Consider the following 21,064-nt stretch of genomic DNA (forward strand, 5'->3'; position numbering starts at 1 on the left):
AACCTCGGGCGAACCCCTTGCGCGGCAAGAGGTTCGAGGTTCGAGACGACCACTTTGGGCTGTCCGGGTGCTGTTTGCGGTGGTCGCGCCGCCGCTAGATTCGGACCATGAAGCGCAAGCAAGCGGTAGTCGGGGTCGTGCTGGTCGGTTTCGTGGCGCCGTTCCTGGGGCTCGCCGCGGCGGAGGGCGCGGTCCGCAGCCCGCTGCTGTCCGACGCGGTGTTGCCGTTGCCGCCGGGGTACACGAGCGCGTCCGTGATCGACCTCAACGACCGCGGTGACGTCATCGCCGGTGGTTACGGGACAGGGCCGCAGCAGGCGTTGTTGTGGCAGGGTGGCTCGGTGAGCGTGCTCGGGCCCGGGGCGCCGACCGGGCTCAACAACCGCGGGCAGGTCGTGGGGACCGAGTACGTGAGCAGCACCAGCGGCACCTACGAGCAGACACCGAAGCTGTGGCAGGACGGGACGACGCAGGTGCTGAACGGCCCCAGCAAGTCGTACGTGATCACCGGGGACATCACCGACAGCGGCTACGTCCCGATCACCTACCCCAACTCCAACCAGGGTTACCACATGGAGAACATCGGCCTCTGGCAGAACGGGTCGTTCGCCCGGCTCGGCGCCCCGACATCCGGACCGCACGTCAGCCTGCCGGTGGTCACGGAGAACGGCACCGCGGCGGGCTCGTTCCTGCCCATGTTCGGCACCGGCCCGTACGCGTTCCGGTGCGTCGCGCGGCAGTGCGCCCGGCTGCCCACCGGCGGCAGCGGCGAGGTGGGGGTGGTGGCGGCCAACGACAGCGGGACCATCGTCGGCAACCAGGGCAACACCGGGTACCGCTGGGTCGGCGACCAGGTCCTCGCGCTGCCCGCGCTCCCGGGGGCGACGACCGCGACGGTGTCGAACAACCGCCGGGCGATCAACGCCAACGGCGACATCGTCGGCTCCTCCGGCGGCCGGGCCGTCCTCTGGCGCGACGGGGTGGCCATCGAACTCGGATCTCCAGGGGGTGGGGCGAGCGCTGCCGTCGCGGTGAACGACCTGGGCGACGTCGTGGGCTGGTCGGAGACCCCCCTTGGCCAGAGCCGCGCCTTCCTGTGGCGCGCGGGCAAGTCCTACGACCTGGGCACGGCGGGCCAGGCGAGCGTGACCCCGGTCGCCATCAACAACACCGGCACGGTCCTCGGCGCCGCGGGCCCCGCTCCCGTGATCTGGAAGGTCAAGCTCCCCCGCTAGGCGCACTTCCCGAACGGCACCGCGGGCACGCCTGCGGTGCCGTTCGGCTTCCGGGACATCCCACTGACCCGGGAACGGCGACACCCCCGCCTGACCGACCAAGGCGGGGGTGTCATGTCCGGACTGTCCAGGCCCGAGGGGCCCGGTACGGCTAGAAGGTGAGCTTCCAGCTGTTGATGTAACCGGTGTCCTGGCGGTAGGTGTCCTGGACCCGCAGCTTCCACGTGCCGTTGGCGACCTCGGTGGAGGCGTTCACGGTGTAGGTGGCGACCACGTTGTCCGCCGAGTCGCTGGTGGACGAGTTCTTCAGCCGGTAGGCGGAACCGTCCGGCGCGACCAGGTCGATGACGAGGTCACCGCGGTAGGTGTGCACGATGTTGACGTCGACCTTGAGCGTCGCCGGGGCGTTGCCCGAGATGCCCGACACCGCGATGTCGCTGGTGATGGCGGCGCCCGCGTCCGGGATGGTGACGTCGTTGGTGTTCTCGAACGTGCGGCCCGACGGCGGGTTGGTCGTCGTGGTCGGCGGGGTCGTGGTGGTCGGCGGCGTGGTGGTCGGCGGGGTGCCGCCGAGCTCACTGGCCTTCGCCGCGATCGCCGACGAGAGCGCGCTCACCTCGGCGTACACGCCGGGGTAGTTCGGGCGGGCGCAGCCCTGGCCGTAGGAGACGATGCCGACCTGGACCCAGTTGTTCGCGTTGTCGCGGCGGAACATCGGGCCACCGGAGTCGCCCTGGCAGGTGTCGGTGCCGCCCTGGGTGTAGCCCGCGCAGATCTCGACGGCGGACTTCAGGCTCGGGTACGCCGACTTGCACGACGAGTCCGACACGAACGGGACCTGGGCCTTGAGCAGGTACCGCTGCTGCGCGCCGCCCTCGGACGCCGCGCCCCAGCCCGCGATGCTGAACGTGCCGGAGTCGTAGGCGGTGGTGGTGGCGATGGGCAGGGTCGCCGCGCCGGTGATCGGGCTGGACAGCTGGATCAGCGCCCAGTCACCACCGGTGGAGGTCGAGTAGCCCGGGTTGCGGTACACGTACTTCGACGTGCGGGTCACCCGACCGGAGTCCTGCAGGTCGACCACGCCGTAGGTCGCGGTGATGCCGGTGTTGTTGCCCGTGCTGTTGACGCAGTGCGCCGCGGTCAGCACCAGGCTCTCGGAGTACATGGCGCCACCGCAGCCCATCGACAGCCGCACCATCCAGGGGAACTCCCCCTGGGCGGCGCGGGTGCCGCCGACGACCTGCGGGCTCATGTCGGTGGGCGGTTGCGCGCTCGGGGGCGCGGCGAGTGCCTGGCCCGCCACGGCAGCGGCGGCGGCCACTGTCCCGACGGCCAGCACCAGCGCCTTCTGGAGCTTGGTCAACCTCTTCAAGGGTCTGTCCTCTCATGTCCACACAGCACCGGGTCGTGGCGCTGTAGCAGGGTGTGGAATCCGGGGGACGGCTAGAAGGTGAGCTTCCAGCTGTCGATGTAACCGGTGTCGGAGCGGTAGGTGTCCTGGGCGCGCAGCTTCCAGGTGCCGTTCGCGACCTCGGTCGAGGCGTTCACCGTGTAGGTGGCGATGATGTTGTCCGCCGAGTCGCTGGTGGACGAGTTCTTCAGCCGGTAGGCCGAACCGTCCGGCGCGACCAGGTCGAGCACGACGTCACCGCGGTAGGTGTGCTTGATGTCGACGTCGACCTTGAGCGTGGCAGGGGCGTTGCCGGTGACCCCGGAGACCGCGATGTCGCTGGTGATCGCGGCACCGCCGTCCGGGATGGTGACGTCGTTGGTGTTCTCGAAGACCTTGCCGCCGGGGTCGGGCGGGGTGGTGCCACCGCAGGTCTTGCCGATCGCCCGCGGCGGGCAGTCGGAGTAGTCGAGCAGGTTGAGCACGGCCGCCTTGTTGCGCGCGGTCTCCCTGGCGATCACCTCGTCGGGCGGGTAGAAACCGCCGCCGCTGGACCCGGTCGGGTACATCTCGAAGGTGAACGCCCAGATCTTGTGCGCGCCCCACAGGTAGTCGTCGATCGCGCCGTCGGTGATGTAGAGCGTCGAGTCCTGCTCCGGGGTGTAGCCGTTGGTCGCCGCCATCGACTTGCCCAGCGTCTGGAAGGTGTTGTACTCGTCGCGGGTCATGCCGGGCACGACCTGGTCGTAGGTCCAGCCGAACGGCCACATGACCAGCTCGCCGTAGGAGTGGAAGTCGATCGCGGTGCTGATCTGCTGCTTGCCGCCGACGACCCGGCTCTTGACGAAGTTCTGCACCGTCGACACCTCGGGCGCCGAGCCCGCCGACGGGCCGCGGTAGGTGTCGGAGCTGGGGCTGGTCGACGAGCCGCCGCAGCAGCCCCACTTGAAGTCCCAGTTGCGGTTGAGGTCGGTGCCCACCGCGGTCGAGCCCGAGTTGGGCTGCCGGTTCTTGCGCCAGCTGCGGTAGGACCCGGTGGCGATGTCGTACTCGCCGCCGTCGGGGTTGAGGTCGGGCAGGATCCAGATCTCCCGCGAGTCGACCAGGCCCTTGATCCGGCTGTCGGTGGCGTAGTTGTCGGTGAACAGGTTCACCAGGTACACCGCCATCTCCACGGTGATGTGCTCACGCGCGTGCTGGTGGTGGGTGAACAGGACCTCGGGCTCGTTCTCGTCGGTCGCGGCGTTGTCGGAGATCTTGAACGCGTACAGGTCGCGGTTCTGGTACGACTTGCCGATGACCTGCTTGCTGATCAGGCCGGGGTGGTCGGTGACCGCCTTGTTCAGCTCGGCGACCATCTCGGCGTAGTTGTGGTAGCCGGCGTCGGCGCTGGGGAAGTCCATCGTCCCGGCCCCGCCGCGGTCGGTGGGCGTCGTCGTCGCGTCGGCCACGACCCCGAACCCGAGCGCGCGGATCCTGGTGACCTCGGCGGGCGTCGCGGTGATCAGCAGCCTGCTGTCCTCCCGGCCGTTCACCGCCGCCCCGGTCGCCGCGATCGCGCTGCGTTGCTGCGCGGTGCGCACACCGGACACGGCGTACTCGGCCGTCGCGCGCTGCTCGGCCTGGGTCGACTGACCGCCACTGGCGACGCCGCCGGTGGACATGACCACCGCTGCCGCCGCGGTGATCGCGGCGATCAGGGTGAATCGAGTGCGTTTCAACGTTCCTCCCACAGGGAGCGCCGCGGACGGCGCTGGAGGGTTTGCCGCCACCGGGTCGAGTCCGCACCGGACACGACACCAACAGCGTTACCGGCGAATACTGGCCCCTCTTCCGCGCACTCGGCAAGAGCGCGGCGGGGGTGGGATGTTGCCGTTTCTTCCCATCTGTTGATCTGCGTCCGGGCCGCGGTGGGAAATCGCTGGTATGACCGGGCGACACCGGTGTCCAGTACCCGCACGGGCACGCACGATCGTCGGGCCGGTGTGGCCCAACCGCTGGTCAGGCCGGTGACGGACCGAAAGCGTGGCTATCTGTCAACAGTGAAAACCCTTGCATACCCGGTCGGCCGATACCGGGTACCTGCCTTGTCCGGCTCCGGTTTCGGTAGGTGTCGGGATATCGCTGCCGTTACCGGATCGGGTATCTCTCAATCGGGGGCCGGATACGTAGTGAATAACGCGGTGATTTCGCAAAGGGCGGCCCCGATATCGAACGTGGCCGTGGGCGGTCGTGCAACGAACCACCCCTTCCACTTCCGGGCGGCCGGGGCTACCTTCCGGTAGGTGGACCCGGCCCCGCACTGCTTCGCCGACGCCCTGCGCGCGGCTATTGCCGACAGTGAGACAACCCTCGAACGGGTAGCCCAACAGCTGCGCGCCAGGGGGACTCCTGTCAGCCTCGCGACGCTGAGCTACTGGCAGACCGGCCGCAGCCGACCGGAGCGACCCCGGTCGATGGCCGCGTTGGGCCACCTGGAGGAATTGCTCGGCCTGGCCGGGGGAGCGCTGCGCGGACTCCTGGAGGCGCCCCGGCCCCGCGGCCGCTCCGCCCGCCGCGCCCCGCAGCCGCTGGCCGCGTCCGCCCCGTGGGCCGACACCACCGAGTTCCGCCGCCTGGTCGCCGAACTCGACCTGTCCCACGACGCCGCGCTGACCCGCCTCTCCGCCCACGACCGGGTCGAGATCGGCGCCGACCGCGCCAAGCGCGTCCAGCGCACCCGCCAGGTCCTGCGCGCCGAACGCGACGGCGTCGACCGCCTGGTGGTCACCGGCTGGGCCGAGCGCGAGGGCGGCCGGCCGCCGTCGCTGACCGGCACCAGGAACTGCTCCCTCGGCAAGGTCAACGTCGACCTGCGCGGCGGCCAGGTCGCCGCCGAGCTGCTGTTCGACCGCCCCCTCGGCCGCCGCGAGACGATCATCGTCGAGCACGAGTCGCACCTGCCGACCCCGCGCCAGACCGCCTACGGCCACCAGCGCGTGAGTCGTATGCCGGTGCGCGAGTACCTGCTGGAGGTCCGCTTCGACCCCCGAGCCCTCCCGCGCTACTGCGTCCAGTTCGCCGAGGTCGACGGCCGCGAGCAGGTCCGCGCCCTCACCCTCGACTCCGCCTACACCGCCCACGCCCTGGCCCTGGACCTCGAACCCGGCCGCTACGGCATCCGCTGGGCCTGGGGCACCCCGTAGTTTCCCCACCGCTCCCGACTCGCGGAGGCCATCCCCGGACCCCTCCCAGCCCCCACCCTCTCCGGGGGGCGTCCCCTAGGCCAGTCTAGTGGGTGCGCAAGATCGACGGGGCGAGTTGGCCGGATCTGTGGACAACCTCGGGGTTGTGGACAACGCGACCTGGGGGAACACGCGGGTCCACGCGCGGGTCTCACTCGTGCGGGGGGATTGTCGGGGCGGTGCGGCATGCTGGGGAGGTGACCACCGAGCCGCTGATCCCGGACCCGCTCTACGCGGGCCTGTCGTCGCTCGCCGCCCAGGAGACCACCCGCTTCACCGACCGCAACCTGCGCGTCCGCCGATCCCCGGTCGTGCACGCCGTCCGGATGACCCCCTGGGTCGCGGGCCTCGCGATGCCCGCCCCCGCCTGCGGCCAGGGCTGGTCCGGCGCGGGCGCGGGCGAGCTGCACCCGGTGGCCGAACCGGTCAACTGCGGCCACTGCCTCGCCTCCGCCGAAGCCCGCGCGGCCGCCATCACCAGCTCCGCGGCCTCCCAACCCCAGCTGCCGTTCCCGTCCTAGCCGCGGTCCCACACGGCCCGATTCCCGCGCGCACCGGGGTTTCCGCCGTACAGCCATGAACCCAGCGCGTGCCGGACGGCGTGTGCCGGACGGCGGTAGGGCTACCGTGCTCGGCATGGATCAGCAGGGCGTCATCAGCGTGGTCGGCGAGGCGTTGGTCGACCTGGTCGCCGCGGCGGACGGGCGGACGTTCACCGCGCACCCCGGTGGTGGCCCCGCCAACGCCGCGATCGCCGTCGCCAGGCTGGGCGGGCGGGCGGTGCTGAGCACCAGCCTCGGCACGGACCTGTTCGGCGCCATGGTCCGCGCGCACCTCGACGAGTCCGGTGTGGACACCCGGGTGCTCCCGGCGGCGACCGGCGCGACCAGTGCGACCAGCGTCGCCTTCGCCGCGACCGACGAGCACGGCGTCGCCCGCTACGACTTGCGGGTCGCCTGGGACGTCCGCGAGGTCCCGCCGGTCCCCGGCGCCGCGTTCCTGCACACCGGCTCGCTCGCCGCCGCCCTCGCCCCCAGCGTCGTCGAGGCCGCCATGCGCGCGGCCAGGGCGGCGGGCACCCCCGTGAGCCTCGACCCGAACATCCGCCCCACCCTCGCCGGACGCCCTGAGGTCGCCCGAGCGCGGTTCGAGCGCCAGGCCGGGCTCGCGGACGTGCTGAAGGTAAGCGAAGAGGACCTTGAATGGCTCTACCCGGGCACAGACCCGGTCAGCCGTGCCGAGTCGCTGCTCATCCTCGGCCCGCGCCTCGTGGTGCTGACTAGAGGCCCGCGCGGCGCTCTAGCCGTAACGACCTCGTTCGCCGTCGAGCGCGCCGCCCCCGAGATCGACGTCGTTGACACTGTCGGCGCCGGCGACGCGTTCACCGCGGGCCTGCTGATGGTGCTCGCCGGCCGTCGAGTTCCGCTCGGCAGGCTCGACAAGATCACCGTGGGTGACGCTCTCGCCGTCGCCACCACGGTCGGGGCGGTCACCTGTTCCCGTGCGGGTGCCGACTCGCCCCGGGCGTCCGAACTGGGTGTGGTGGCCGAGGTGCTCGGTCCGACATCCGGCTGACACTCGGTGGTCGCCTACCACCCTTACGGGTTAACCCGACCCCGGTTGTCAGAGGTCCGACAACGCCGCCATTCGGCCCAATATGACCCCTACCGTGCTCCGTCATCCGGGTGACGGTTGCGCCAGGGGGCGCGCGGGAACCACTCTGACGAGTACGACGTACGGTGGGGTCCGTTCGAAGCGGTCGCCGCGTGTCCTAGTCTGTTCACCGTCCGTTGCCGCTTCCTGTGGAGTCAGTCACATGCCTGCTGCCGAGTCCGAGCCCTGGGAAGACTGCGCCAAGGGCATGGCGATCGACTTCGACGCGCCGAACCAGGCGCGCCTGTTCGACGCCCTTCTCGGTGGTAGGGACAACTACGCGGCCGACAGGGCGGCCGTCGAGCAGCTCGCGGTGCTGGCCCCCGGTGTTCGGCAGATGGCGAAGGACCACCGTGAGTGGTTCTGCCGGGCGCTGCGGCTGCTGGTCACCCAGCGTGGTGTGGACCAGTTCATCGACCTCGGGTCGGGGCTGCCCACCGTGGACAACACCCACCAGATCGTGCAGCGGCACAACCCGGACGCCAAGGTCGTCTACGTCGACAACGACCCGGTGGTCCTCGCGCACGGGCGGGCGTTGCTCGAGGAGAACGACAACACGCACATGCTCGACTACGACATCACCGAGCCCGAGTACGTCACCACCGACCCCGACCTGCGCCGCCGGATCGACTTCGACCGCCCGGTCGGCCTGATGTTGTGCGCGGTCACCGGCCACCTGCTCGACGACGTCGTCGCTCGCGCCACCGTCCACGGCTGGGTCGACGCCCTCGCCCCCGGCTCGTACGTCGTCATCAGCCAGCAGTACGACCCCGCCGACGGCAGCCACCACTCCACCCTCGCCGCCACCCTCCGCGACGTCTTCCGCAGCACCAAGATCGCCACCGCCTTCCGCGACCGCACCGAGATCGAGTGCTGGTTCAAGGGCCTGGAAATGGTCGAACCCGGCCTCTCCTACCTGCACGAGTGGTGGCCAGACGGCCCCCGCATGACCCCCTTGAACGACATGAACTTCATGATGCTCTGCGGCATGGGTCAAAAACTCTGACTCCGCCCCCTCCCGCCCCCTGACCTGCGCGACCCCCGCGCCGGTCACCTCGCCACGTCCCAGACTTTCACCCATCCCAGCGACAGAAGTCATCCACATCTGGATCTTGTGGGCCCCTGTTTCAAGATCCACTGTCGGGGGGTGCCGATAGACTGGCACTGGGACGCCCCCCGGAGAGGGTGGGGGCTGGGGCCGGACTGGCGTGCGCGCGCGAAGCGGTTGCGGTGGGGCTAAGGCGCTCGGGCTGGGTAAGAGGGTGCGGCGTAAGAGTGTTGGTGGGCCTGGGATTGGCTGCGGCGGAGGCCGTTGAGCTGTGTGACCGGGAACTGTCGCTGCGAGGTAGACCTGGGCAGGCGTGCCTGAAGCGCGGACCTGGCTGATCCGCGGACACCGCAGTATCAGCGCCCCACCAGGCCGGCCCGCACCGTCTCCACCAAGACCCGAGCAGCCGGCCCGAGCCCATCCCCGCCACGCCAGGCCAACACCACCCGCCCCACCGGCACCGGATGCGTCAACCGGACCACCCGCACCTGCCCCCCACGACCCGCATCCTCGGCCGCTGAGCCCGCACCTTCGGAACCGGCAACCGTGCCCACCGAACCCGGAACCGCTGAGGCCGCCCCAGCCGCCGCGTCCCCTGTCGCCGCGCGCACCGAATCCGGTCCAGTCGACGCTGCCGCCGCCCCTCCGCCCGCCGCTGCCGCGCCCACCGCCGCGGGAACGACCGCCACCCCCATCCCCGCCGCCGCCAGTGACACCACCACCTCCGGCGAACTCGCCTCGAACCCCACCCGCGGCTGAAACCCCGCCGCCCCGCAAGCCGTCTCCAGGGCCGCCCGCAACCCCGTCCCCACCGGCAAGCACCCCAGCACCCGGTCCCGCAGCGCCGAGACCCGCACGCTCGCGGACCCGCCCAACGCGTCCGGAGCCCCCACGACGGCCACCAAAGGCTGCTCCGTCAACACAACGCTCTCCAGCCCCGCGGGCACCTCCCCGGCCACACTCACCCACGCCACGTCCACCGCCCCCGCGAGCAGCGACGAGATCAACCGGTCCGACGTGTCCTCCCGCAGGCTGATCTCCACCCCCGGGTGCGCCGCGTGGAACTCCGCCAGCAGCCGCACCAGGTCCCCGGCGGGTGTCGCCGTCAGCATGCCCACGGTGACCCGTCCCCGCAGCAGGCCCGACAGCGCGTCCACGGCCACCCGAGCGTCCACAGTGGCCCGAATCGCCGCCCGTGCGTACGGCAGGAACACCTCGCCCGCCTGTGTCAGCCGCACCTCGCGCCCCGAGCGGTCGAACAAGGCCTGCCCGAGTTCCCGCTCCAACCGCCGCACCTGGGCGCTGATCCCCGGTTGCGCCACCCGTTCCCGCGCCGCGGCCCGGGTGAAGCCACCCTCCTCGGCCACCGCGATGAAGTACTCCAGCTGACGCAGCTCCATAAGCACCAGTTCTAGCACCTGGAACAAGCCGCTATTCGACTTCTACCCGAATCCGGTCGACACTCGACGCATGACTCCTGAAGAGACAGTGCGGACCTACTTCGACTCCTGGAACGCCAAGGACTTCGACCGCCTCCAGCAGATCCTCGCCGACGACGTCACCTTCCAAGGCCCCCTGGGGCAGGCGAACGGCGCCCAGGAGTGCCGCAAGGGCATCGAGGGCCTGTCGGCGATCGTCACCGATGCCAAGGTGCGGCACAGGTTCGTCGACGGACCGGACGTGCTCACCTGGTTCGAACTCCACACCACCCAGGCGCCCCCGTTGCAGACCGCCAACTGGAGTCACGTGGTGGACGGCGAGGTCACCCGGATCTAGGTCACCTTCGACCCGCGGGAGCTCCTGCGCTGACCCGGTGCGCGAGCAGCGTGCCGCCCGCCATCGCCGCCGGGAACACCAGCAGGGCCGCGAACGGGATGAGGCACAGCAGGTACACCGGGATGCCGAACCCCAGCGTCAACGCCCGGCGGCCGCGCAGCACCCGGCGGCGGTCGCGCAGGCTCGCGCCGCGCCGGACGAACGGGATGGCGGTCATCTCGATGGTCAGCAGCCACGCGCCGACGCACACCGCCAGCACCGGGACGACCGTCTGCCCCAGCACCGGGATGAAGCCCAGCGCGAACAGCACGACCGCCCACACCAGCGCGCGCAGCACCAGCAGCACCCCGTCGCGCAGCCCGATCCACGCCGAGCGGCCCCACCCGATCTCCTGCGCCGAGGGCACCCCGCCCAGTTCCCGGTCCTCGACCTCCTCGGCGATGCTCTCGTAGAACGGTCCGCCCACGATCAGCGTCAACGCCGCGAACAGCAGCAGCGAGAGCGCGACCGCGCCCACCACCAGCGAGATCCCCGCCCCGATCCGCAGCACCGTCCGCCACGTCTGCGACCAGTCGTCGGCGAACGGCGTCGCCCAGGTGACCAGGTCGTCGGCGAACAGGGCCAGCGCGGTGAGCCCGGCGAAGAGCAGGACGCTGGTCAGCAGCGCGGGCAGCGCGCCCCGCACGAGCAGCCGCCGGTTGCCCAGGACGAGGGCGAACCCGCGCCCGAGCAGGCCGACACCGGTTCCGAGGTCGCGCAGCACTGTGATCACGAGCGGCATCCTACGGAGTCCTTGACCTCGACATTGCTGGAGCTTTTACCGTCTGGGCAGGACAACGGCCGAGGAGGCTGGCGTGGACATGCAGATGGCGGCGTGGGAGTCGCTCTACCGCACGGTGAACACCAGGGTGGACGGACGGCCGACGACCGCCGCGACACTGCGCAGGGTGGTCGGCTTCGCCCGGCCGCACCGGCGCCGGATCGGCTGGTTCCTGCTGGTCAGCGTGGTGCTCTCGGCGCTGGCGGTGGCCGCGCCGGTGCTGGCCGGGCGGGTGGTCGACGCCATCGTCGGCCGGGCCGACCCCGGGGTGGTGGTGTGGCTGGCGGTCGTGATCGCCTGCGCCGCGGTGGCCGAGGCCGGGATCGGGCTGCTGGCCAGGTACCTGTCCGCGGGCATCGGCGAGGGCCTGATCCTGGACCTGCGCACCAGGGTGTTCGACCACGTGCAGCGGATGCCGGTCGCGTTCTTCACCCGCACCCGCACCGGCGCCCTGGTCAGCAGGCTCAACAACGACGTGATCGGGGCGCAACGAGCCTTCAGCGACACCCTCTCCGGCGTGGTCGGCAACCTCGTCACGCTGACCCTCACCCTGATCGTCATGCTCGGCATCTCCTGGCAGGTGACCGTGCTCGCGCTGGTGCTGCTGCCGGTGTTCGTCGTCCCCGCGCGCCGGATGGGCACGCGGCTGGCCTGCCTGCGCCGGGAGGCCGCCGAGCACAACGCCGCGATGGGCACCCGGATGACCGAGCGGTTCTCCGCGCCCGGCGCCACCCTGGTCAAGCTGTTCGGCCGCCCCGACCACGAGTCGGCCGAGTTCGCCGCCACCGCCGCCAGGGTCCGCGACATCGGGCTGCGCTCGGCGATGGTGCAGACGGTGTTCGTCACCGCGCTGACCCTCGTCTCCGCGCTGGCGCTGGCCCTGGTCTACGGCCTCGGCGGGCACCTCGCGCTCACCGGCGCGCTCGAACCGGGCGCCGTTGTCGCCCTCGCACTGCTGCTGACCAGGCTCTACGCGCCGCTGACCGCGCTGGCCGGGGCCAGGGTCGAGGTGATGAGCGCGCTGGTCAGCTTCGAGCGGGTCTTCGAGGTGCTCGACCTGCCGCCGCTGATCGCCGACGCCCCCGACGCGCGCCCGGTGCCCGCCGGTGGGGTGGCGGTCGAGTTCGACCACGTCGGCTTCGCCTACCCCGCCGCGGACAAGGTGTCGCTCGCCTCGCTGGAGGAGGTCGCCACCCTCGACACCCGCGGCGGCGAGCAGGTGCTGCACGACATCTCCTTCCGCGCCGAGGCGGGGACGCTGACCGCCCTGGTCGGCTCGTCCGGCGCGGGCAAGTCGACCATCGCCCAGCTCATGAACCGGCTCTACGACGTCGACACCGGCGCGGTCCGGCTCTCCGGGGTCGACGTGCGGGACCTGACCGCCGAGTCGGTGCGCGACACGGTCGGCCTGGTCACCCAGGACGGGCACCTGTTCCACGAGTCGATCCGGTCGAACCTGCTGCTGGCCAGGCCGGACGCGGGCGAGGACGACCTGTGGGACGCGCTGCGCCGGGCCAGGCTCGTCGACCTCGTCACCGCCCTGCCCGACGGCCTCGACACCGTCGTCGGCGAACGCGGCTACCGCCTCTCCGGCGGCGAGCGCCAGCGGCTGACCATCGCCAGGCTGCTGCTCGCCCGCCCCAGGGTCGTCGTGCTCGACGAGGCCACCGCGCACCTGGACGCCACCTCCGAGGCCGCCGTGCAGGCCGCGCTCACCGAGGCGCTCGCCGGGCGGACCGCGGTCGTCATCGCGCACCGGCTGGCCACCATCCGCGCCGCCGACCAGATCCTGGTCGTCGAGGCGGGCCGGATCGTCGAACGCGGCGGCCACGCCGACCTCCTCGCCGCCGGTGGCCGCTACGCCGAGCTGTACCGCACCCAGTTCGCCGACGAGGTCCCCGCCGCGGCCTGAGGCCGCGATCCCGTCACCCGATCGTCGCGCGCCGAACGGGTGAAGTACTCGCCGACTTCACCCGTTCGTCCGCTGTGGACAGTCAGCCGATCGTGGATGCGTTGCAGCTCAACGCCAGGGGAGCGGTAACACTACGGCAACCGGGGGACTTCACAGCCACGTCATGCTTGACCAATGCCACCTGCCGCCCGCCAAGCGAACACCCCGGACCCGCGCCAGATCACCGAGGACGCCTGTTCGGCCCTGGTCGGCGCGCACACCACCATCGGCGCCGACGTGGTCACCGCCGTGGTCCTGCAGGCAGCGGGCGAACTGGTCAACCGAGCCCGCGCCCCCGAGGAGTTCCGCCGCCTCCTCCACCGCCGAGCCACCGCCCGCCTAGCCGCCATGACCGGCGTCCTCACCCCCATCAAGTCGGGCTGACCCCACCCCAGCGCCTCGGCTCCGCAGCGCCCCCCACAGGGTCACCCGACCTTCGCCAACCCTCACGGCCCCACCCAACTCACGGCGTACGCGGTGAGTTGGGTGGGGCCGTCGAGGAGGGCGCCTTGGAGTGGGTCCAGCCCGCGGGTCCTCGACCGTGCGGCACCTGGTGGCGCACGGTCGAGGACCCGCCCCGAGCACCCCGCCGCCCCAAGCGCCCCTGGACTCCCCGCCCAAGACCCCCACCCCGACGCGCCCGAACCTCGACTGTTCTCCGCCAGGAGCCACCACCCGCCCGGAGCCGGCCACCGGACCTGCCCAACGACGGCCGTTCCCCTGCCCTCGCCAGGCCCGGCTCTGCCCTGGCCCCTCGGCCTTCCTGGGCCCTAACCCTGCCCCGGCCCTCGGCCTTTTCCAGGCCCCAACCCTGCCACGACCCCCGGCCTTTCCGGGCCCCAACCCGGCTCCGACCCCCGGCCGTCCCCGTGAAATCCCGGCGCTCAGCCCACCCTCGGCGGACGGCAGACCCCCGCCCACCCGGGGGCCACCCGCATCCAGCGTATCGCTTCGCGGCTTTTGTCAAGAGGGTGAACCGAGGGCCTGTGGACAGGTCAGGCCCATGGGGACAACTCGACCGCCGCCGTGAGTCGGGGAGGTGGTGGTGGGGGTGCGGGGAGGGTCGGCTCGGTGTGCCGTGGGCGCTTAACATCTACGAAACTGCCGAAGGGGACAGCGATGTCGGAGGACGACGAGCCAGTGCGCCCGCGTGCGCGGCTGCCGTTCGCCCGAAGACCCCCGGTCGACCCCGCGGCCGTGTTGGCCGTGGCCAGGCGGGTTACCGAGGACCTCGCCGAGGGGCTGACCGGTGCCGGGGTCGCGTCCGCCGCGCGGGGGTTGCGGGGGTTGCTCGGTGCCGACGCGGTGGGGTTGGCGGATCTTTCCGGGCGGTCGACGTGGGCGGGGCCGGTTCCCGGGGGGACGCGCTGGGCGGCGCTCGTCGACGAGGTCATGCACAGCGAGGCCCGCGCGGGCAGGCCGCCGCTGGTCGTCCTCCCGCTGCACGTGCACGACGAGCTGGCCGGGACGCTGCTCATCGCGGGCAAGGTCCCCGCGCGCGCCACCCGCGAGGCGACTGAACTAGTGGTCGCCGCCCTCAGCCGCGCCAGGCTTGAGGCCTCCGCGGAGCACGCCGCCCGCGCCGAGCTGCGGGCCCTGCGCGCGGAGATCTCGCCGCACTTCGTCTACAACGCGCTCACCGTCATCGCCGCGCTCGTGCACTCCGACCCGGAGCGGTCGCACGAGCTGATGCTCGACTTCGCCGACTACAACCGCTACAGCCTGGCCCGCCACGGCGAGTACACCACCGTGGCCGAGGAGTTCCACGCGATCGAGACGTACCTGGCGCTGCAGCGGGCGGTGCTCGGCGAGCGGCTGCGGGTGCAGGTGCGGGTCGCCCCCGAGGTGCTGGCCGTGGCGATCCCGTACCTGGTGCTGCAACCGCTGGTGGAGAACGCCGTCCGGCACGGCGTCGAACCGCGCGCCACCGGCGGCCTGGTCCAGGTCCGCGGCGAGGCCGAGGGCGGCGACTGCGTCATCACCGTGGACGACGACGGGGTCGGCATGGCCCCGGCGCACGCCGAGGCGATCCTGGCCGGGCGCGGACCCGAGGGCAGCGTCGGGCTGTCCAACGTCGACCGCAGGCTGCGCACCGTCTACGGCTCCTGGTACGGGCTGGTGGTCGAGACCGAGCGCGACGCGGGCACCAAGGTGGTCGTCCGGATGCCGATGTTCGCCCCGGGGGTGGTGGTGCCGTGACCGGAGTGCGGGTGCTGGCCGTCGACGACGTGCGGGCCGCGCTGGACGAGCTGTGCCGGTTGCTGCGCGCCGCCCCGGACGTGGCGCAGGTGCGCGGCGCCGGTGACGCGCTCAGCGCGCTGAAGGTGATCCAGGCCGAGCCGTTCGACGCGGTGTTCCTCGACATCTCCATGCCCGGCCTCAACGGCCTGGAACTGGCCTCGCTGCTGGCCAAGCTCAGCGACCCGCCGGTGATCGTGTTCGTCACCGCCTACGACGGCCACGCGGTGTCCGCCTACGGCATCGGCGCCGTGGACTACCTGCTCAAGCCGGTCCGCGCCGAACGCCTCGCCGACGCGCTGACCAGGGTCGTCCGCGCCACCGCCGCCCGCAGGGCCACCGTCGCCGAGTCCGTCCGCCCCGACGCCATGCCCGCGCTGCCGGTCGAGTCCGACGGCCGCACCCGCTACGTCCGCCGCGCCGAGGTCGAGTTCGCCGAGGCCCACGGCGACTACGTCCGCCTGCACACCTTGTCGGGCGTGCACCTGGTCCGCATGCCGATCTCCCGCCTCCAGGAGTACTGGGAGGGCTCCGGCTTCGCCCGCGTCCACCGCGGCTTCCTCGTCGCCCTCGACGCCGTCCGCGAACTCCGCTCGGACTCCGTGGGCGGCATGCTCGCCCACACCGCCCTAGGCGACGTCCCCGTCAGCCGCCGCCACGCCCGCGAACTCCGCGAACGCCTCCTCCTAGCCGCCCAACGCGGCGAACTAGGCAAACGATGACCCCCGCCTCCCCCCGCCCAAGATCAACTCCGCTCCGGGGACCCACCCTCCCGGGGCCCGGGGCCCCATCTCTGAACCTATCGCTTTCCCGCTCTTGTCAATACCCTTCGCGCCCAGACTGTGGATGGCTGGTCCGTTGTGGACAACTACCGCAATGGTCCGCCGACGTTGGTCCCCGCGCGGCCCTCGGAGCCTCCGCTCCCGACCGTTCGGGACTTGGCGATGCTGGTCCTCACGCCCCCGCCACGATCGTCAGCCTCAACGCGCCCCTCCACAACGTTGGCCGACAAGCGCGCCTCACAGAGGTTGGCCCCAACGAGCCCCACTGCAGCATTGGCCTAACGCGCCCTTCTGCAACGTTGGTCCAACGTGCCCCTCTACCGCATTGGTCCCACCTGCCCCCAAACGACGTTGGCCGACAACCGCCCCCAAACAACGTTGGCCGAACCACGCTCCTCGGATCCGCTGGTGCCAACCCGGCTCGATGGGGCGGACTTGTTTTGTGTGGGGGAGGACTGCCCGTAGCGTCGTTCGCGGACAGGGCCATGCTTTTCGGCCCCTGCTTTGCGGTCCTGCCACGGGTGGTTCAGGGGCCCCGCGCAAAACAAGTTCGCCGCATCGAGCAAAGCTCGAAACTCGCGTCCCAGCGCAATGCCGAAGGCGAGCCGTTGACCGTCGACGGCGAAGCCGAGCACGAGAGCCGGACAAGCCAGGCGGTGACAACATGACCCCCCACCGCCGCATCGCCGTCACCAGCCCCCAAACCCGCCTGGCCCACGCCCGCAGACGACACCGGACAGCCTGGCGCCCACCCACCCTGGACCCAGCCGAAACCCGCCAAGCCCAACGCGTCTACCGAGCCCAACGCATCCCCGCCCTCACAGCCCTGGCAGCCCTGGCAGCCCTCCTCTTCGGACTCCCCGTACTCCTGGACCTCACCCCCACATGGGACGACGTCCGAGTACTAGGCATCCCCCTGTCCTGGATCGCCATCGTCGCCGTCCCGTTCCCCGCCATGGTCGCCATCTCCCGCTGGCAGCTGCGGCGCGCCGAGCGAGCCGAGGAACCCGAGTGATCGCCCTGTTCGCGGTCGCGCCGGTGGTGCTGCTCACGCTCCTGGTCGGCCTGCGCGGAGTAGCCGCCGTGCGCACCACGTCCGACTTCCTGGTCGCCTCCCGCCGCGTCTCCCCGCTGCTCAACTCGGCCGCCGTGTCAGGCGAGTACCTCTCCGCGGCCTCTTTCCTCGGCGTAGCAGGACTTGTGGTCAAGGACGGCATGGGCGCGCTCTGGTACCCGGTCGGCTTCACCGCGGGCTACGTCGCGATGCTCGTCCTGGTCGCCGCCCCCATGCGCCGTTCCGGGGCCGTCACCGTCCCCGACTTCGCCGAGGCGCGGCTGGCCTCCACCCCGTTGCGCAAGCTCGCCGCCGTGACCGTGCTGGTGATCGCGGGGCTCTACCTCGTGCCCCAGTTCCGCACCGCCGGGCTCGTGCTCAGCGTCGTCAGCGACGGCCCGTACTGGGTGGGGGTCGTGATCGCCGCGGTCGTGGTGAGCGTGACGCTGGCCGTGGGCGGGATGCGCGCGGCGACCTACGTGCAGGCGTTCCAGTTCTGCTTCAAGCTGGTGCTGTTCATCGTCCCCGCGATCTGGCTGCTGCTCCAGGTCGGCCCCCAGGTGCGCCACGAGGCCGTGCACCCGGTCGAGTTCACCCACTTCACCCGCGACACCCCGGTGGACTTCGGCCTCGAGGTGACGCTGCTGCTCGACGACCCGCTGACCGTCCAGTCCGCCACCGGCGCGCCCATCCCGATCCCAGCGGGGGAGTACCGCGTCTCCGAAGGCACCACCCTCGTCTTCCCCGCGGGCGCCCCGGTCCCCGGCGTGCGCGGCGGCGCGGCCCCCGGCGGACCCGACTGGCAGCGGCCCCTGCTCGACCCGCACGACGCGGGCCACCCCGTCCTGGGCACCTGGGCCGTGCTGATCGCGACCATGCTCGGCACCATGGGGCTGCCGCACGTGCTGATGCGCTTCCACACCAGTCCGGACGGCCGCTCCGCCCGCCGCACCGCCGCGATCACCGTCGGCCTGCTCAGCGTCTTCTACCTGTTCCCCGGCATCTACGGCACCCTCGCCAAGGTCCTCGTCCCGCAGCTCTACCTCTCCGGCGCCACCGACACCGCCGTCGTCGCCCTACCGTCCCAAGTGGACGACGGGCTGACCGGAACCGTGTTCACCGGCCTGCTCACCGCGGGCGCGTTCGCCGCGTTCCTGGCCACCTCGCTCGGGTTGCTGCTCGTCGTGGCCGGGGCGATCTCGCACGACCTGGTCCCCGGCGGGCTGGCCAGGCTCCGGTTCACCGTCGTGGCCGCGGCCGCCGTGGTGGTGCTGCTCGCGCTGCCCTCGGCGCGGTTGGACGCGGGCGTGCTGGTCACCTGGGGGTTCACCGTCGCCGCCGCCACCTTCTGCCCGTTGCTGGTGCTGGGCATCTGGTGGTCGAGGCTCACCGCGGCGGGCGCCATCGCCGGGGTCGCCGCCGGGCTCGCGGGCACGGCGGGCGCGATCGCGTTCGCCCTGTTCGGCCCGCCGGTGTCGGGGCTGCCCGCGATCCTCATCGCCCAGCCCGCGCCGTGGGCGGTGCCGCTCGCCTTCGCCACCATGGTCGGGGTGTCGCTGCTCGGCAGGCCCCCGGCCTGGTCGCAGGCCGCCATGTTGCGGCTGCACCTGCGGGAACGGCGCGACACCGGCCGTGACCCGGGCCACTCGTCGTCCCCGACCCGCCGTTCGTCGGCCACTCGTCGCGTCATCCGTCGTTTGGGCCGCTGACCTCTCCCGGCCGTCGAGCGCCCTCCCTACCGTGACGCGGACCACCATCGAGGGGAGGCGCCCGATGAGCACACCGAACCAATCCGAGCCCGACAGCACCGCGGTCGACTGGGAGAAGGTGCACGACTCGGCCGAGTTCGTCGAACTGCGCGGCAGATTACGCCGGTTCGTGTTCCCGATGACCGTGCTGTTCCTGGTCTGGTACCTGGTCTACGTCCTGCTCGCCGACTACGCGCACGGGTTCATGGCCACCAAGCTCGTCGGCAACATCACCGTCGGCCTCGTGCTCGGCCTGCTCCAGTTCGTCTCCACCTTCGTGATCACCAGCCTCTACGTGCGCTACGCCGACCGCAAACTCGACCCGCTGGCCACCCGGATCCGCGAGTCCGTCGAGGAAGGGGCAGGCAGGTGAGCGCCGTCGCCGCCGGGGTCACCGGCAACAACCCCGCCCTCAACATCGGCATCTTCGCCGCCTTCGTCGCGATCACCCTCGTGGTGGTGTTCCGCGCCAGCCGCAACACCAAGACCGCCGCCGACTACTACGCCGCGGGCCGCGCCTTCACCGGACCGCAGAACGGCGTCGCCATCGCGGGCGACTACCTCTCCGCCGCCTCGTTCCTGGGCATCGCGGGCGCCATCGCGCTCAACGGCTACGACGGCTTCCTCTACTCCATCGGCTTCCTGGTCGCCTGGCTGGTCGCGCTGCTGCTGGTCGCCGAACTGCTGCGCAACACCGGCAAGTACACGATGGGCGACGTGCTGGCGTTCCGGATGCGCCAGCGCCCTGTCCGCGCCGCCGCGGCCACCTCGACGCTGGTCGTCTCCTTCTTCTACCTGCTGGCCCAGATGGCGGGCGCGGGCGGCCTGGTCGCGCTGCTGCTGGGCATCACCAACAAGACCGGCCAGGCCGTGGTGATCGCCGCGGTCGGCGTCATCATGATCGTCTACGTGCTGGTCGGCGGCATGAAGGGCACCACCTGGGTGCAGATCATCAAGGCGGCGCTGCTGATCACCGGCGCGCTGGCGATGACCATCTGGGTGCTGGCCAAGTTCGGCTTCAACCTCTCCAGCCTGCTCGGCAGCGCGGTCGACGCGGGCGGCAAGACCGGTGAGGCGCTGCTGAGCCCCGGCAAGCAGTACGGCGCCACGGAGACCAGCAAGCTCGACTTCCTGTCCCTGGGCCTGGCGCTCGTGCTCGGCACCGCGGGCCTGCCGCACATCCTGATGCGCTTCTACACCGTGCCCACCGCCAAGGAGGCCCGCCGCTCGGTGGTCTGGGCGATCTGGCTGATCGGCATCTTCTACCTGTTCACCCTGGTCCTGGGCTACGGCGCCGGTGCCATCGTCGGCCCCGAGGCCATCAGGAACGCGCCGGGCAAGGGCAACTCCGCGGCACCGCTGCTGGCCCAGGCCCTGGGCGGACCCGTCCTGTTGGGACTGATCGCGGCGGTCGCCTTCGCCACCATCCTGGCCGTGGTCGCCGGGCTGACCATCACCGCGTCGGCCTCCTTCGCCCACGACATCTACGCCAACATCATCAAGAAGGACAAGCTGACCGACAAGAACGCCGAGGTCAGGGTCGCCAGGATCACCGCGGTGGTGATCGGGATCGTCGCCATCGTCGGCGGTATCGTGGCCAACGGGCAGAACGTGGCGTTCCTGGTGGCGCTGGCCTTCGCGGTGGCGGCCTCGGCGAACCTGCCGACCATCCTGTACTCGCTGTTCTGGAAGCGGTTCAACACCTCCGGCGCGCTGTGGAGCACCTACGGCGGCCTGGTGGCGAGCATCGTGCTGATCGTGTTCTCGCCCGCGGTGTCCGGCAAGCCGTCCACGGCGTCCACCCCGTCGATGATCCAGGGCGTCGACTTCCACTGGTTCCCGCTGGAGAACCCCGGCCTGGTCTCCATCCCGCTGGCCTTCCTGCTCGGCTTCCTCGGCACCGTCCTGTCCAAGGAACGCCGCGACGACAAGTACGCCGAGATGGAGGTCCGCGCCCTCACCGGCACGGGCGCGGAGAAGGCAAGTCAGTAACACTCCCTCCCGCCACCCGCCCCCTCGTCCCCGCCCGGCATCGTTCCCGACTTGGCTGGGCGGGTCGCCCGCACCGTTTCGGGCTTGGCATGGCGGGGTACAAACCAAGCCCCCGGGTTCGCCCGGGTAGTGAAGGCCCCGTCGGCTCCCCTG

The 21,064-nt window shown here is 71.5% G+C and carries 18 protein-coding genes and 2 pseudogenes; 14 read left to right on the forward strand and 6 right to left on the reverse strand.

Going from position 1 to position 21,064, the window contains the following annotated elements; genetic code table 11:
• The first annotated feature begins 107 nt into the window (after nt 1-107).
• Nucleotides 108-1,235 (forward strand): hypothetical protein, encoded by a 1,128-nt coding sequence (locus BMY07_RS31085; protein WP_092786457.1) that lies wholly within the window; start codon nt 108-110, stop codon nt 1,233-1,235.
• Between the two features lie 151 nt (nt 1,236-1,386).
• Here the strand turns inward: BMY07_RS31085 and BMY07_RS36310 are convergent, their stop codons facing one another.
• The 4 genes and pseudogenes from BMY07_RS36310 to BMY07_RS31095 form a co-directional block, all read right to left on the reverse strand.
• A complete protein-coding gene (locus tag BMY07_RS36310; RefSeq protein WP_425426376.1) occupies nt 1,387-1,662 on the reverse strand; it encodes a proprotein convertase P-domain-containing protein in 276 nt (91 codons plus the stop codon).
• A 144-nt stretch (nt 1,663-1,806) separates the two neighbouring features.
• Nucleotides 1,807-2,607 (reverse strand): annotated as a pseudogene (locus BMY07_RS31090) (S1 family peptidase); the annotation flags it as partial.
• A gap of 71 nt (nt 2,608-2,678) precedes the next feature.
• Nucleotides 2,679-3,110, reverse strand: coding sequence for a proprotein convertase P-domain-containing protein (locus BMY07_RS36315; RefSeq protein ID WP_425426377.1), 432 nt, complete (start codon nt 3,108-3,110; stop codon nt 2,679-2,681).
• Nucleotides 3,093-4,289: pseudogene (locus tag BMY07_RS31095) on the reverse strand (M14 family metallopeptidase); the annotation flags it as partial. The pseudogene BMY07_RS31095 and the gene BMY07_RS36315, both read right to left, overlap by 18 nt.
• A 621-nt stretch (nt 4,290-4,910) precedes the next feature.
• Between BMY07_RS31095 and BMY07_RS31100 the strand changes: the two are divergent.
• From BMY07_RS31100 to BMY07_RS31115, 4 genes are all read left to right on the forward strand, one after another.
• A complete protein-coding gene (locus BMY07_RS31100) occupies nt 4,911-5,810 on the forward strand; it encodes an XRE family transcriptional regulator (RefSeq protein WP_143073732.1) in 900 nt (299 codons plus the stop codon).
• A 236-nt stretch (nt 5,811-6,046) separates the two neighbouring features.
• Nucleotides 6,047-6,370, forward strand: coding sequence for a hypothetical protein (locus BMY07_RS31105; RefSeq protein ID WP_092786461.1), 324 nt, complete (start codon nt 6,047-6,049; stop codon nt 6,368-6,370).
• 115 nt (nt 6,371-6,485) lie between these two features.
• Entirely contained in the window at nt 6,486-7,424 is a 939-nt protein-coding gene (locus BMY07_RS31110) for a carbohydrate kinase family protein (RefSeq protein WP_177215898.1), read from the forward strand.
• Nucleotides 7,425-7,665: 241 nt separating this feature from the next.
• Nucleotides 7,666-8,508 (forward strand): SAM-dependent methyltransferase, encoded by an 843-nt coding sequence (locus BMY07_RS31115; RefSeq protein ID WP_092786465.1) that lies wholly within the window; start codon nt 7,666-7,668, stop codon nt 8,506-8,508.
• Nucleotides 8,509-8,906: 398 nt separating this feature from the next.
• Here BMY07_RS31115 and BMY07_RS31120 read toward each other — a convergent pair whose 3' ends face one another.
• The gene (locus BMY07_RS31120; RefSeq protein ID WP_092786518.1) at nt 8,907-9,950 is read right to left on the reverse strand and encodes a LysR family transcriptional regulator; all 1,044 of its coding nucleotides are present in this window, start codon (nt 9,948-9,950) and stop codon (nt 8,907-8,909) included.
• A 70-nt stretch (nt 9,951-10,020) separates the two neighbouring features.
• Here BMY07_RS31120 and BMY07_RS31125 point away from each other — a divergent pair, with 70 nt between their 5' ends.
• Nucleotides 10,021-10,326, forward strand: coding sequence for a nuclear transport factor 2 family protein (locus BMY07_RS31125; protein ID WP_092786467.1), 306 nt, complete (start codon nt 10,021-10,023; stop codon nt 10,324-10,326).
• A 1-nt stretch (nt 10,327) separates the two neighbouring features.
• Here BMY07_RS31125 and BMY07_RS31130 read toward each other — a convergent pair whose 3' ends face one another.
• The gene (locus BMY07_RS31130) at nt 10,328-11,107 is read right to left on the reverse strand and encodes an EI24 domain-containing protein (RefSeq protein WP_177215899.1); all 780 of its coding nucleotides are present in this window, start codon (nt 11,105-11,107) and stop codon (nt 10,328-10,330) included.
• A 79-nt stretch (nt 11,108-11,186) separates the two neighbouring features.
• On the opposite strand from BMY07_RS31130, the gene BMY07_RS31135 reads away from it, so the two are divergent.
• The 8 genes from BMY07_RS31135 (at nt 11,187) to BMY07_RS31170 (ending at nt 20,911) form a co-directional block, all read left to right on the forward strand.
• Nucleotides 11,187-13,058 (forward strand): ABC transporter ATP-binding protein, encoded by a 1,872-nt coding sequence (locus tag BMY07_RS31135; RefSeq protein ID WP_245782765.1) that lies wholly within the window; start codon nt 11,187-11,189, stop codon nt 13,056-13,058.
• A gap of 174 nt (nt 13,059-13,232) precedes the next feature.
• Nucleotides 13,233-13,481 carry a hypothetical protein gene (locus BMY07_RS31140; RefSeq protein ID WP_092786470.1) on the forward strand — a complete coding sequence of 83 codons (249 nt, stop codon included), beginning with the start codon at nt 13,233-13,235 and terminating at the stop codon, nt 13,479-13,481.
• A gap of 735 nt (nt 13,482-14,216) precedes the next feature.
• On the forward strand, nt 14,217-15,296 hold the full coding sequence (locus BMY07_RS31145; RefSeq protein WP_092786472.1) for a sensor histidine kinase: 1,080 nt from the start codon (nt 14,217-14,219) through the stop codon (nt 15,294-15,296).
• Nucleotides 15,293-16,057, forward strand: coding sequence for a LytR/AlgR family response regulator transcription factor (locus tag BMY07_RS31150; RefSeq protein WP_092786474.1), 765 nt, complete (start codon nt 15,293-15,295; stop codon nt 16,055-16,057). Before BMY07_RS31145 ends, BMY07_RS31150 begins: the two co-directional genes overlap by 4 nt.
• A 724-nt stretch (nt 16,058-16,781) precedes the next feature.
• On the forward strand, nt 16,782-17,132 hold the full coding sequence (locus BMY07_RS31155) for a hypothetical protein (protein ID WP_092786476.1): 351 nt from the start codon (nt 16,782-16,784) through the stop codon (nt 17,130-17,132).
• Nucleotides 17,129-18,880, forward strand: coding sequence for a sodium/solute symporter (locus BMY07_RS31160; protein WP_092786478.1), 1,752 nt, complete (start codon nt 17,129-17,131; stop codon nt 18,878-18,880). The genes BMY07_RS31155 and BMY07_RS31160 overlap by 4 nt, the downstream gene beginning before the upstream one ends.
• 64 nt (nt 18,881-18,944) lie before the next feature.
• On the forward strand, nt 18,945-19,292 hold the full coding sequence (locus BMY07_RS31165; RefSeq protein WP_092786480.1) for a DUF485 domain-containing protein: 348 nt from the start codon (nt 18,945-18,947) through the stop codon (nt 19,290-19,292).
• Nucleotides 19,289-20,911 (forward strand): solute symporter family protein, encoded by a 1,623-nt coding sequence (locus BMY07_RS31170; RefSeq protein WP_092786482.1) that lies wholly within the window; start codon nt 19,289-19,291, stop codon nt 20,909-20,911. Before BMY07_RS31165 ends, BMY07_RS31170 begins: the two co-directional genes overlap by 4 nt.
• The last annotated feature ends 153 nt before the right edge of the window (nt 20,912-21,064 follow it).

The sequence above is a fragment of the Actinokineospora terrae genome, from assembly GCF_900111175.1.
Taxonomy (GTDB): Bacteria; Actinomycetota; Actinomycetes; order Mycobacteriales; family Pseudonocardiaceae; genus Actinokineospora; species Actinokineospora terrae.

Excerpts from the sequence above, each read along its gene's own strand:
- BMY07_RS31125 (WP_092786467.1), top strand. The coding sequence starts at position 10,021 with ATGACTCCTGAAGAGACAGTGCGGACCTACTTCGACTCCTGGAACGCC.
- BMY07_RS31120 (WP_092786518.1), bottom strand. The coding sequence starts at position 9,950 with ATGGAGCTGCGTCAGCTGGAGTACTTCATCGCGGTGGCCGAGGAGGGT.
- BMY07_RS31130 (WP_177215899.1), bottom strand. The coding sequence starts at position 11,107 with ATGCCGCTCGTGATCACAGTGCTGCGCGACCTCGGAACCGGTGTCGGC.
- BMY07_RS31165 (WP_092786480.1), top strand. The coding sequence starts at position 18,945 with ATGAGCACACCGAACCAATCCGAGCCCGACAGCACCGCGGTCGACTGG.
- BMY07_RS31140 (WP_092786470.1), top strand. The coding sequence starts at position 13,233 with ATGCCACCTGCCGCCCGCCAAGCGAACACCCCGGACCCGCGCCAGATC.
- BMY07_RS31110 (WP_177215898.1), top strand. The coding sequence starts at position 6,486 with ATGGATCAGCAGGGCGTCATCAGCGTGGTCGGCGAGGCGTTGGTCGAC.
- BMY07_RS31115 (WP_092786465.1), top strand. The coding sequence starts at position 7,666 with ATGCCTGCTGCCGAGTCCGAGCCCTGGGAAGACTGCGCCAAGGGCATG.
- BMY07_RS31155 (WP_092786476.1), top strand. The coding sequence starts at position 16,782 with ATGACCCCCCACCGCCGCATCGCCGTCACCAGCCCCCAAACCCGCCTG.
- BMY07_RS31085 (WP_092786457.1), top strand. The coding sequence starts at position 108 with ATGAAGCGCAAGCAAGCGGTAGTCGGGGTCGTGCTGGTCGGTTTCGTG.
- BMY07_RS31135 (WP_245782765.1), top strand. The coding sequence starts at position 11,187 with ATGCAGATGGCGGCGTGGGAGTCGCTCTACCGCACGGTGAACACCAGG.
- BMY07_RS31145 (WP_092786472.1), top strand. The coding sequence starts at position 14,217 with ATGTCGGAGGACGACGAGCCAGTGCGCCCGCGTGCGCGGCTGCCGTTC.